Origin of the sequence: Lawsonibacter sp. JLR.KK007 (assembly GCF_036941135.1) — a bacterium.
In the GTDB taxonomy this organism is placed as follows: domain Bacteria; phylum Bacillota; class Clostridia; order Oscillospirales; family Oscillospiraceae; genus Lawsonibacter.
On the sequence record NZ_JAYWSY010000003.1, the window covers coordinates 498560 to 510533 of the forward strand.

The window sequence follows — 11974 nt, forward strand, 5'->3', positions numbered from 1 at the left end:
TTCATAATCACCATCAGGCGTTACTCCTTGGAGCGGGAAGTCTCCACGGCAACCGCCCAGCACCCAGGATTGAACCTATTGATAATCCTCGGCGGCATACGTCATGCGGCACACTCCGCCGTTTTGGTATTGGCAGTACATAGCAGGGCGAACCGCGTCCCATAGTTTAGCGTCCTTGCCGCTCAAAAAACCATTGTACGCCGTTTTTATTCCATAGGCCCATAGGCTCCAATCCAAGGCAACACCTCTGTACCTGTTGCCGCCCTTTACCGCCTCTTTTGTGTAGCACCATGTAAATTCAGCGGCTCCGGTCTGTTGTCTGCCCGCGCCAAAGGTGGCAATCTTCTTTACACCATCAACATAATTTAAGCGGCGTAGTGTTTCTTTTGCTGTTGAACAATCATCCGATGCAAAGAACGCAACCAATTCTTTTTCGTCCTGTTCATCGACAAGAACCAATTCGTCAATATGCCTGTGATAGAGCGCGTCATATTCAAGAGCTGTGCGTTGCCCCGTTGTCAGCCTTAAAATATTATCCGCTGCTGTGCCTTTGAATATCGCTTTTTCCTTGATTTTCTTATAATCTGTGCCCCATATAGCCCTAAAAAAATCGTCTCGTTTGTATTTGCCAGCATCCCATAAAATTCTGTGGTGTGCATTACCGCTCTGTTCTTCTTCGTCTAAAGCGTTGTCAGCACTTACATTTTCATGTTCCCATTGAATAGGCAAGCCTCGGAATGTTAGCGGCTCAGCAGCTGACAAATTTGTATCTACACTTTCAAATCCGAGCGGGGACGGGTGTGTCGGATTATCGGCTGGCATTTTCGTTTGCCGCTCCGCCTGTATTCTCTCACCCAATTCCTTTAGTTGCTGCTGAATTTCTGCTTGCCGCTGCGCTTCTGCTTCACTAACAATTCTGTCAAGGCCCATAATAGCCCGCCAGCGATTATTTGAAAGTGTGCGTTCTCCGCTTGAACATTGCTCATTGACAAACTCCCATTTCCTTACACACTGAAACGGCACATATTTTTCACCGCCCCGCTTGCTCCACCAGAGGAATACTTGTGCTGCCAGTTCATCGCCATCGTCCGTCTGAAAGACATGCCAAATATCGTAAGCAACACTTGTCCATTTACTGTCGTTGCAATCTGATGGAATATTTTTCAAATCCTCAAATATTTCACGCTGTTCTTCTGTCATTTCTGACTTTAATTCATTTTCTGTTTTGCCCTCAATTACTATACCTTGGTATTCAACATCTTTTCCAGAAATGTTTTTCTTCTTAGGATTACTTTTGGTCGACCGCCGTTGACGAGTGGTATTATTGGCACTTGACCGCCTATTATCTTTTGTCCTCTCAAATGAGAAGTTTGCCTTAATCAGCTCATAGATTTCTTGTGTCTTGTCTGTTAAACCCCAGTCACTGTCCCATCCTGCCCGTTCATAAATAAGGCGTCCGGTATCGCAAAATAAATCGACTTTGATTCTCTTATCTAATGTGATTGCTCCCTTTTTACAGACATAGCTTGGTCGACCACTGGTAACCAATAAATTAATGCTGTCAAATAGCAGTGTTGCTGTCTCCTTATTTATACCCAAATACATGTGATACCCGCCGTTTGTTGACATTTTTGTATGGTCTGCGATTTTTTTGGCATCTATGAAAAATGGTGCTTCTGTGTCTACGGGCTGCTTTTTGCCGTTTTTGTCCTCCATTTTGTCGAAGTCGATAACAAATACAAACAAATCATTATACTTTGCGTTCTCTAAGTAAAAACTAGGCATTAGTGTTTCTAATTTTTCATCATAATATCTACACATTGATGCTATTCTATCTGCTTCTTCAAATGTCATATGATAGTGAGAATACCAATCCTTTTTGTCTCCTTTCTTATTTGCAAGTTTTAATTTTTCCTTGTCACGCCAATAAATCATCTTATTTTGCTGTGCAAGGCAAAAACAATCGTTATAGCCTTGCTGCTTTTCCGCCAGTAACGGAACCGCTGATGTTTCCATGATAACATTCCTCCTTATAGATTTTGACAAGTCACAGATAACGTGTTACTGGCACTAAGCGGAACCGTGGAGGAACAGAGCAGCGGCGGCTCCATCATGGAACACGGCCCCGCTGTTCAATCTGCGACTTGTCAAAATCTACAAGAATTGGCGTTGTCTTTCTTACTTTCTAACTATATTATACTTCAAAAATTTTTTTACTGCAAGAAACGCGAATAACGCTCATTTCTCCCACATTCCGAAACATTCTTGCGACCTTCATGTAAAAACGTGTTGCCGACACGCAAAAAGATGTTGCAACTTCTTGGAAGATGTTGCTTTCACGCCCTGTTTTCTTTCCCTGGCTCGGCGGCTGAAAAAATTGTATCTACACTTTCAATTTCGAGCGGGAGCGGGACTACCCCATACCGCAACGGGGCAGCAGCCAGCCCCCTACCGGGGGATGGTTTTGGGAAAATCACATTTTGATTTTTCAATGCTGGTTTTTTCGGGGAATTTCCCGACCGACACAAAATCACGGCAGAAACGGCCGAAAACGGCGGACGCGGTTGCATGGAGCAGAAACAAAACAACCTACCGATGGAATTATTCACCATCGGTAGATTGTTTCAATTATTATAAAGAATTACAATCAATGCACTGTTCTTACTACAGTGAATCATTTTTGATGCGGTCAGTCAGCCTCTTTCCTCGTGCTTTCATTAAACCTTTTTATGGCCATAAATCTGCTGTAGTTCTCTCCATCTGGCAACCAACTCTCCGCATATTCTTTCACTTTTTCGCTATCGGCTCCAAAATAGACTTTTCGACCATCAAAAGAGAGGAACGGATTGGGAAACCACATTAAGAAACGGAGTATCTTGGGAGAACGAGAGTTGGGTGAACGATGATCTGGGTCAAGACGCTTTCCAAGGTCTCCCAATTCTTCTGGTTCGCCACCAATCGCGGAATAAATTACCTGAAAAAATTCGTGATATTCTGTAGGTATATGTTCCTCCATCCACATAAATGCCAGAGTGCGACATACATCCACTAACGTGCGGCGAGTATTTCCCTCTTTATCTTTCATTTTCTCTTCTATGTTACTCTTCTTTGAGGTTGTTTCCTCAATATCGGAACTCAAAGACGTAATTTTTTTCTTCAATGTATTTTTCTCAGAAAATTTGAAAAATCCCAACGAAGCCAGTTGCCTCTCTTGCGCTTCTTTTTCGGCAGTCAATTTATCTAACCGTTCTTGATACATCTGCAATAGAGATTCGTGGCTTTTTTTCATCTCCTTTAATTTCCTATCTAAATGGCTGTCGATTTGTTCCCGTTCTTTAGCGCGGTTCATATACGCCACAAATCGAAAATCAAGCATCGAATTATCCGGTTCTGGCAACTGCGTCAAGGGTAATTGACACCGTTCATATAGAAACTGTTCATACTTTTTCTCAAATTCTATCTCTTCTCGTGCGGACTGTGCGTCCATTTCGATAGTATACCCGCACTTGCTGCACTTTAAGGTCACAAGCTGTTTTCCTGTTGCTCCAGCGGCCAACCCAACGGCCCCACCGGCAATCACCATGCCTACGGCGGCTTTTTTTCCATCAAATCCCCCTGTCCGCTCACTGATAGCAACCAGTTTTCCGTCACAATTTGGGCAAAAATGTAATTCTCCCATTTTCTGCGTTGCTCCCTCCATAGTTTATGTGTCAATCCGAAATAGTTGACAATGTTCATTGTGCCATTTTACGGTTTCCTGTGCTTGGGTGTCGTGTTTAAGACATACCTTGCAACATTGCAGAGTTTTTTGATACCCTGCAAGTAATTGCTCCAGATTGATATTTTCGCTGCTTTCAAAAGCCTCCCGGTTATACCTGCACCCTTGCTTGTGTAGCTTTCTGCTGGTCAGATTGATTGCGTACCGTGGCATAGAACATACCCCCTTTTCTTGATTATACGTCTAAAGAGCTATAAAGTCAACCCATAGATGTTTATAATTTCGCCTGAAAGGGTATACAATCATCCTACAGATGAAGTTCGGAGGGCCACACATGGATGGTGCTAATTTAGAAGAAATTGGGAAACGGATTAGCGAACGGCGAAAACTAATGCGCCTCACGCAAGAACAGCTTGCCGAACAGATGGAGGTTTCCATCCAAATGATTTCAAATTTGGAACGCGGCATGAAAGCAATCCGAATTGACAACCTTATCCGGGCCAGTCAAATCCTTGGAGTGAGTACGGATTATATTTTGACGGGTCAGCAGACAGACCATGACATAAATTCTCTTGCCGAACAAATATCGTTGCTCAAAGAGGATAGGCGAAAAATCGTTGAAATGCTTGTTACTTTTTGCTTGCAAGAACAATAAATGAGGGAGCGATACTGACTTGTACCGTTCCCTCATTTTGTATATGTTCAATGTTCCTTGCGCTTTATGCGCCGCGTTCTTCCAGAATTTCCATCTTGTCCGCTTGCCATTCCTTTTCGGCCTCATGCTGGAACGTTCCCAGCTCATACATCAATTCTTCATCGGTCATGCTCTCATATCCGGCCCTGGCCTGTTCGCGCTCGGCTTCTTCATCCTCTGTGTAGCGGGACAGCAGCAGGGCAATCGTGTTGCGGCGTTCATCGTTCATAGTCATTTCTCCTTTTCAGATTTTTGTAAAGTGTATTTCAAAAAGCGGTTTGCTTCTTGATGGTGATTAGCTAACTCTGGCAAGCTCCGCGCCCTCGGCAGGGGCCTTGCGGCTGCTTTCCGCTGTATCGTCCTTTTCGGCGGCGGGAAGCTCAACGGGGAGGACATACAAAATCTTGCCGTTGCTGCTGATGTCGGGGAGCTTGCCATAATCGGGGAATTGCTCAATAAACCAATTCCTGGTAAATAGGTAGGGGTTTTTCTGTTGGGCGGCAATTTTCTTGACCGCCTCAAAGGTAACAAGCAGCTCGGCGGCGTTCTCATGCAGATTGATGTACCCCTCCATGCGCTCATAAGTCAGGCCCTTGTTCGCGTTAGCCTTGGAGGGGGAGCGGTGGGTCTTGTGGACAATCCTCATACCGGGGTAGGCCGCTTGGAGCTTAGACAGCGTTTCAAACTCGGGCTTGCTGGGGTCGCTGGCGGCAATGGCAAAGCTCTTGCTGACGGTGATAGTGTTGGTGGTAAAGTTGATTTTGTACTCTCTCACTTTGATAACCTCCATATTTTAATAAGATTTGTTGAGTGACAGTCTTGTATTAGGCGGCGGGCTTTTCCGCAATTTCCTTTTTACCATACTGCGGATAGGTTTTGAGAAACCACGCCTTGACCTTGGGATAGCTGGGCTTATCCTTGCCCGTTGGTGTGTGGTATACCTTGATAGCCTCAAACGCTTTTACGCCCTCACCGCTGCTGTCCTGGGCCTTGATGTACTTCTCCATTTCGTCCAGCGTCAGACCCTTGTAGGTGGCCTTGTCAGCGCGGATAACGGCGGTTCTGTGCTGGATGGTGTAGTCCGGGAAATCCCTGTGGAGCTTGGTAAGCTCTCGGTATTCCCTGGTGGAAATGTCGGCGGCGCGGGCGGCAAATGCCTTAGTGATGGTGATGGTCTGCTCTCCGTGATTGATGATGTAATCTTTTTTCATGGTGTCGCTCTCCTTTTTATTTTGAATTTTGTTTTTCAAAAGTTTTGTGTCTCTCGCTCTTTTTGAAATTAGTATAACATGGGGCAAAGAAAAACCTGTACTTTAATAACGACATGTGCTATAATGAAGAAAAGAAAAAAACAGACTTCTGAAAAGTCTGCAAAATCCATCGGCAAGCGGCAATTTTTAGAAATTCCCATTCATTTTTTCGCTCGGCGGCTCTTAATCTTGTAAAAAGACGTTGGGTATTGAAGAAATCAGCTTGTTTCTTGTTGCAAAGATATTCGGGCTTCTGAAAACTTGCTCAATTTGTCTGAAAATCCGTTAATTAGGCGCGAAAACGCTTGATTATAGGGCAAAAAACTAAATATCCACATGTGGCAAAATATCAGTGGCAACGGCGGGGAACTATCCACAAAAACTACCACAACGGGGCTGTGACACACAAAAAAAGAGGGAAACAGGTTTCCCCGTTCCCCTCTTAAAAGTGCTGATTATCCGGCGTTTTCTTACTTGAAGTACCGCTCCAGCAGGCCCTTGAACGCCTTGCCGTGGCGGGCCTCGTCCCGAGCCATCTCATGGACGGTGTCGTGGATGGCGTCCAGGCCCAGCTCCTTGGCCTTCTTGGCGATGGCAACCTTGCCGGCGGTAGCGCCGTTCTCGGCTTCCACGCGCATCTCCAGGTTCTTCTTGGTGGAGTCGGTGACCACCTCGCCCAGCAGCTCGGCGAACTTGGCGGCGTGCTCGGCCTCCTCGAAGGCGGCCTTCTCCCAGTACAGGCCGATCTCGGGATAGCCCTCGCGGTGGGCCACGCGGGCCATGGCCAGGTACATGCCGACCTCGGTGCACTCGCCCTGGAAGTTGGCGCGCAGGCCCTCCAGGATCTCGGGATCAACGCCCTGGGCGACGCCCACGACGTGCTCGGCAGCCCAGGACATCTCGCCCTTCTGCTCCACGAACTTCTCGGGGCCTACCCCGCACTGGGGGCACTTGGCGGGGGCGGAGTCGCCCTCGTAGACATAACCGCACACGCTGCAAACGAACTTTTTCATGATAATGTTTCCTCCTTCAAATATTTGGTTTGATGCAGACAGCTGGGACATAGACCATAGAATGTGAGCTCGCAGCGTTCCACCGCGAACCCGTATTGCGAGCTGACAGCCTGTTCCAAGTCCCCGCCCGGACGGAGGTCCGGCAGGTCCAGAACGGAGCCGCAGCGATTGCAAACAAAGTGACTGTGGGGGGTGACGATGCCGTCGAAGCGTTCCTGCCCCTGGACCACCCCCACGCTCTGGACCAGGCCCTGTTCCCGGAAGAAGGCCAGGTTGCGGTAGACGGTGCCCAGGCTCAAGTCGGGGTGGGAGGGCTTGAGCTGTTGGTACACCCACTCGGCGGAGGGGTGGCAGCTTGTCCTCCGGATGGCGTTCAGGATCGCCTCCCGTTTTTTGCTGTAGCGAACGGTGCGTTCCATGAGCGGCCCCCCTTAACAATATTGATTCTTATTATGCTGATATCATATCACACCGGAAGGGACTTGTAAAGGGGAAAAACAACAAAATTTGGAGGGGCTGCCAAATTTTTTGCCTACTCAGTATCCCCCGATCTCCGCTCCTTTAAACGGCGGAGGACGGTTTCTTCCACCTGATTGCCGTATTTCATCCCCAGCAGGAACAGGGCCAGTCCCACCAGAGCGATGGGGACCATCACCCAGGGGGACAGCCCCAGAGTGGAGCCCCCCAGGGCGCTGGCAAAGAGCAGTCCCCAGGGCCGGGCCAGCAGGACGATCAGGGCGAAGCTGCGGAAGGAGAGGCTGGTCAGTCCGGCCAGGATGCACAGTATGTCGTCGGGGAAGAAGGGGAAGAGGAAGGCCAAAGTCAGGAAGACGGGGGCCTTGGTCCGCAGGACGCCCTGGTACTTCTCGGACAGCTTTTTGCTGACGATCCGCCCGGCAAACTCCCGGCCCAGGACCCGAGCCAGGCTGAAGGTCACCAGGGAGGCGGAGGCCACGGCGGTGAAGGTGATGAGAAAGCCCGGCAGGGTGCCGAACAGGACCCCGCCCGCCGCCGCCACGATGTTGCTGGGGATGGGGGCGAAGACCACCGACAGGAACTGCACCAGGAAAAACAGCAGGTGGGAGTAAGGGGCGAAGCCGGCGATGTAGGCCCGCAGGGCCTCCAGGGAGCGGACCGCCTGGAAGAAGCCGCTGTCATGTAAAAACCACCCGCCGCCCGCCAGCAGCAGGAGAACGGCAGTCAAAAGGATGAGCTTGTTTCGGTTCATGGAACGATCGCCTCCTTGATCAGAGGGTATTTTACCACAGACCGGTGGAAAGCACGACAAAAAACTCCTTAAATTTTCGTGAAAAAGCTGTGAACAGAGGCGGCGGAAAGCAGGCGCGGCAAGGGAAAAACCTGCCGCGCCTGTTGATATTATGACACCGTCCGGATGGAGGAGATGGCCTCAGCGATGGCCTTGGCGGTGTCCGGATTATTCATAGTGTACAGGTGGATGCCGTCCACGCCCCCGGCGATGAGGTCGGAGATCTGGTCGATGGCGTAGGCGATGCTGGCCTCCCGCAGGGCCTCGGGGTGGTCGCCGTACTTGGCCAGCAGGCGGGTGAGCTTGCTGGGGATGGTGGCGCCGCACATGGTCACCATCCGCTGGATGGAGTTTTTGGACTGGATGGGCATGATGCCCGCCTCGATGGGTACGTTGATGCCCGCGATGCGGGCCCGCTCCAGAAAGCGGAAGAAGTCGTCGTTGTCGAAAAACAGCTGGCTGACCAGATGCTGGGCGCCGGCGTCCACCTTCTCCTTCAGGCGGCGGATGTCGCTGACCAGGTCGGGACTTTCAAAGTGGCCCTCGGGGTAGCAGGCGGCGGAGATGCCGAAATCCCCCTTCTCCCGGATGTAGGCCACCAACTCGCTGGCGTAGTGGAAGTCGGTTTTCGGGGGATAGTCCGGGTTCACGTCCCCCCGCAGGGCCAGGATGTTCTCCACTCCGGCCTCCTTCAGCTCGGCCAGGATGCGGTCCGCGTCCTCCCGTCCGGCGGCCACACAGGTCAGGTGGGCCATGGCGGGGATGTGGTACTTGTTTTCGATGAGAGCGGCGATCTCGCTGGTGCTCTGGTTCACGTTGCTGGAGCCGCCCGCCCCGTAGGTGACGCTGATAAAGTCGAAACGGATGTCCTTCAGGCCGTCCAGGGTCTGGTAGATGCTGTCCACAGGGGCGGATTTCTTGGGGGGGAATACCTCGCAGGAAAAGACGGGCCGGTCCTGGCCGAACAGCTCGCGGAGTTTCATACAAATTCCTTCTTTCTAAATGTCCAGCTCCAGCAGGACGGGGCAGTGGTCGCTGCCCTCCACATCGGAGAGGATCTCCGCCCGCAGGATTTTGTTCCGGAGGCGGTCGGAGACGATAAAGTAGTCGATGCGCCACCCCGCGTTGTTTTGCCGGGCGTGGAAGCGGTAGGACCACCAGGAGTAGGCCCCTTCCCGGTCGGGGTAGAGCCAGCGGAAGGTGTCGGTAAAGCCGGAGGAGAGGAGGGCGGTCATCTTTTCCCGTTCCTGGTCGGAGAAGCCGGCGTTGCCCCGGTTGGTTTTGGGATTTTTCAGGTCGATCTCCTCGTGGGCCACGTTCAGGTCGCCGCAGTAGATCACCGGCTTGGCTTTGTCCAGGGACATGAGGTAGTCCCGCAGGTCGTCCTCCCACTCCATGCGGTAATCGATGCGCTTCAGGCCGTCCTGGGCGTTGGGGGTGTAGCAGCACACCAGGTAGAAGCCCTCATACTCCAGGGTGATGAGCCGCCCCTCGTGGTCGTGGCGGTCCAGGTCCATGCCGCAGGCTTGGGCGAGGGGGGCGTGGGGGGTGAAGACGGCGGTGCCGGAGTACCCCTTCTTCTCGGCGGAGTTCCAGAACTCCAGCACCCCCTCCCCCAAGGGGACGTCCGCCTGACCCCGCTCCATCTTCGTCTCCTGAAGACAGAGGAAGTCGGGCTTTTGCCCCTGGTAGAAGTCGGAAAAGCCCTTTTTCATGCAGGCCCGCAGGCCGTTGACGTTCCAGGAAATGAATACCATGAAAAAACTCCTTTAGTGGTTCAGCACCCGCACCCGGATCATGTTGGGGATGGCCCGCAGCTCCTCCACGGCCTCCTCGGTGAGGCGGGTGTTCACGTCCACCATGGTGTAGGCGTAGTCCTGCTTGGACTTGTTGGTCATGTTCTCCACGTTGATGTGGTCGTCGGAGAGGGTGGTCATGATCTGGGTCAGCATGGCGGGGACGTTCTTGTGGATCAGGCACAGCCGGGAGATGCCGCTCCACTCCTGGGCGACGTTGGGCAGGTTCACCGAGTTTTTGATGTTGCCGTTGATCAGATAGTCCTGGAGCTGCCGGGCGGCCATAACGGCGCAGTTCTCCTCGCTCTCCGGGGTGGAGGCCCCCAGGTGTGGCAGGGCGATGACGTTTTTCACGGTGGTGATCCGGTCGTCGGGGAAGTCGGTGACATACTTGGCCACCCGGCCCGATTCCAGGGCGGCGATCATGTCGCCGTCGTTGACCAGCCCGCCCCGGGCCAGATTGAGCACCCGCACCTGCCCCTTCATCTTGGCGATGGCCTCGGCGTTGATAAAGTCCTTGGTGTCGCTGGTGTAGGGGATGTGGAGGGTGACGTAGTCGGACACCCGGTACAGCTCGGACACCTCCTTCACCACATGGACGTGGCGGTCCAGCCGCAGGGCGGCGTCCACCGACAGGAAGGGGTCAAAGCCGTACACGTCCATCCCCAGGTCCAGGGCGATGTTGCACACCAGCGCGCCGATGGCCCCCAGGCCGATGACGCCCAGGGCCTTTTTGTACAGCTCCGGACCGGCGAAGGCGGACTTGCCCTTCTCCACGGCGGCGGCCACGTCCACCTTGGGGGTGTGGGCCTGCTCCTGCACCCAGTCGGCGCCCCCCAGAATGTCCCGGGAGGCCACCAGCATGGCGGCGATGACCAGCTCCTTCACCGCGTTGGCGTTGGCGCCGGGGGTGTTGAAGACCACAATGCCGTGCTCCGAGCAGCGGTCGATGGGGATGTTGTTGGTCCCCGCCCCCGCCCGGGCGATGGCCCGGAGGGAATCGGGGAATTCATAGTCGTGCATGGGGGCGGAGCGGACCAGGATGCCGTCCTCGTTCTTCACGTCGCTCCCCACCTGGAAGCGGCTGCGGTCCAGCCGGTCCAGGCCAACGGAGGAAATTTTGTTCAGTGTTTTGATACGGTACATGTGTCTGACCTCGAATCGTGTTTTTTATTGCCGCTCGTCCTTCAGGCCCACCAGATAGTCCAGTGAGACATGGTAGAATCGTGCCATTTTGACCAGAACAGGGGCGGTTGGCTCCCGCTCGTTTGTCTCGTAGCGGCGGTAGGACATCAAAGAAATACCCAACTCTTTGCTCACCGCTTCTTGAGTTAAGCTGAGCTCTTTGCGAAGGATATAAAGCCGTTCTGCAACGATTAACATTTTTCACCCGCCCTCTTGACATAACCAAACGGAACGAATATAATACAGTTACAATAACGTTCCAATTGGAACGAAGCGGAGGAGATCTTATTGGACGACCTGACAAGATGTCTGTACGAATTTGCATGCGAGAAGCGCCTGGGGAGCCTGTTGGAGGACGAGGAGTACAAAGAGATGCTTCAAACGATTGAATCCCAGAAGGCAAAAGTCGAGTCCGTTCTGGACGGGGAACGGCGGCGGGAGCTGGAGCTGTTGATTGACTGTGTAGCCAGTCAAGGCGGCATTGTGGGGGAGCACCTGTTTCAGGCGGCGCTGGCCCTGTCCAAAGAACTTACGCGCCTACCCGCGCCTTAAGCTTCACCCCGTCCAGGGCGGGGGTGATGACGATAAACAGCGCGCCGCTGCCGATCCCCTGGATCAGGGTGCCCAGGAACTGGGGCACAAAGGCGGCCATGGTCCCCGTCATGGCGCAGCCCGCCAGAGCGTAGGCGGCAGGGGAGAACAGTCCGGCTGCCACCACCGCGGCCAGGTTGCGCCGGCACAGCAGCCGCTCGCCCTTGTTGGTGAAGAACAGTACGATCACCGCCTTAATGACCAGGGTGGGCAGCACCCACATGGGGGCGGTGAGCAGGTCGGCCAGCCCCGCGCCGATGGCGGCGGCCGCCGCCGCGTAGGGGACGGGCAGCAGGCAGGCGGCCAGATAGATGAGCGCATCGCCCAGGTGGATGTACCCCCCGGTGGGGATGGGGATGTGGAGCAGGTAGGCGGTCATCACAGCGATGGCCGCGGCGAAGAGCGCAGTGATGGTAAGCAGATGAATTTTATCCTTTTGCAGCATAAGAACTCCTCCTTT

At 52.9% G+C, this 11974-nt stretch carries 15 protein-coding genes; 2 read left to right on the plus strand and 13 right to left on the minus strand.

Annotation, left to right across the window (positions count from 1 at the left end):
• Positions 1–75 precede the first annotated feature (75 nt).
• Positions 76–2016 carry a hypothetical protein gene (locus VV088_RS20700; RefSeq protein WP_334602542.1) on the minus strand — a complete coding sequence of 647 codons (1941 nt, stop codon included), beginning with the start codon at positions 2014–2016 and terminating at the stop codon, positions 76–78.
• Positions 2017–2689: 673 nt separating this feature from the next.
• Entirely contained in the window at positions 2690–3679 is a 990-nt protein-coding gene (locus tag VV088_RS20705) for a hypothetical protein (RefSeq protein ID WP_334602543.1), read from the minus strand.
• A gap of 373 nt (positions 3680–4052) precedes the next feature.
• On the opposite strand from VV088_RS20705, the gene VV088_RS20710 reads away from it, so the two are divergent.
• The gene (locus tag VV088_RS20710; RefSeq protein WP_334602544.1) at positions 4053–4373 is read left to right on the plus strand and encodes a helix-turn-helix domain-containing protein; all 321 of its coding nucleotides are present in this window, start codon (positions 4053–4055) and stop codon (positions 4371–4373) included.
• A gap of 64 nt (positions 4374–4437) precedes the next feature.
• Here the strand turns inward: VV088_RS20710 and VV088_RS20715 are convergent, their stop codons facing one another.
• The 10 genes from VV088_RS20715 to VV088_RS20760 all read right to left on the minus strand — a co-directional run bounded on the left by VV088_RS20715 (position 4438) and on the right by VV088_RS20760 (position 11121).
• Positions 4438–4641: a hypothetical protein gene (locus VV088_RS20715; RefSeq protein ID WP_334602545.1), complete on the minus strand. Its 204-nt coding sequence runs from the start codon at positions 4639–4641 to the stop codon at positions 4438–4440.
• Positions 4642–4707: 66 nt separating this feature from the next.
• Complete coding sequence (locus VV088_RS20720; protein WP_334602546.1) at positions 4708–5187, minus strand: hypothetical protein; 480 nt, start codon at positions 5185–5187, stop codon at positions 4708–4710.
• A gap of 49 nt (positions 5188–5236) precedes the next feature.
• Entirely contained in the window at positions 5237–5623 is a 387-nt protein-coding gene (locus VV088_RS20725; protein WP_334602547.1) for a hypothetical protein, read from the minus strand.
• Positions 5624–6132: 509 nt separating this feature from the next.
• Entirely contained in the window at positions 6133–6675 is a 543-nt protein-coding gene (locus tag VV088_RS20730) for a rubredoxin-like domain-containing protein (protein WP_334602548.1), read from the minus strand.
• Entirely contained in the window at positions 6672–7094 is a 423-nt protein-coding gene (locus tag VV088_RS20735) for a Fur family transcriptional regulator (RefSeq protein ID WP_334602549.1), read from the minus strand. Before VV088_RS20735 ends, VV088_RS20730 begins: the two co-directional genes overlap by 4 nt.
• A gap of 113 nt (positions 7095–7207) precedes the next feature.
• Positions 7208–7903, minus strand: a complete 696-nt coding sequence (locus VV088_RS20740; RefSeq protein ID WP_334602550.1) for a TVP38/TMEM64 family protein — start codon at positions 7901–7903, stop codon at positions 7208–7210.
• Positions 7904–8052: 149 nt separating this feature from the next.
• Positions 8053–8925, minus strand: a complete 873-nt coding sequence (metF, locus tag VV088_RS20745; protein WP_334602551.1) for a methylenetetrahydrofolate reductase [NAD(P)H] — start codon at positions 8923–8925, stop codon at positions 8053–8055.
• A gap of 15 nt (positions 8926–8940) precedes the next feature.
• On the minus strand, positions 8941–9699 hold the full coding sequence (locus VV088_RS20750; protein WP_334602552.1) for an exodeoxyribonuclease III: 759 nt from the start codon (positions 9697–9699) through the stop codon (positions 8941–8943).
• A 12-nt stretch (positions 9700–9711) separates the two neighbouring features.
• Complete coding sequence (locus VV088_RS20755; RefSeq protein ID WP_334602553.1) at positions 9712–10884, minus strand: phosphoglycerate dehydrogenase; 1173 nt, start codon at positions 10882–10884, stop codon at positions 9712–9714.
• Positions 10885–10908: 24 nt separating this feature from the next.
• Entirely contained in the window at positions 10909–11121 is a 213-nt protein-coding gene (locus VV088_RS20760) for a helix-turn-helix domain-containing protein (RefSeq protein ID WP_334602554.1), read from the minus strand.
• Positions 11122–11211: 90 nt separating this feature from the next.
• On the opposite strand from VV088_RS20760, the gene VV088_RS20765 reads away from it, so the two are divergent.
• Positions 11212–11475, plus strand: coding sequence for a hypothetical protein (locus VV088_RS20765; RefSeq protein ID WP_334602555.1), 264 nt, complete (start codon positions 11212–11214; stop codon positions 11473–11475).
• Here VV088_RS20765 and VV088_RS20770 read toward each other — a convergent pair.
• Positions 11453–11959, minus strand: a complete 507-nt coding sequence (locus VV088_RS20770; protein WP_334602556.1) for a TIGR04002 family protein — start codon at positions 11957–11959, stop codon at positions 11453–11455. The genes VV088_RS20765 and VV088_RS20770 overlap by 23 nt on opposite strands.
• Positions 11960–11974: the final 15 nt, after the last annotated feature.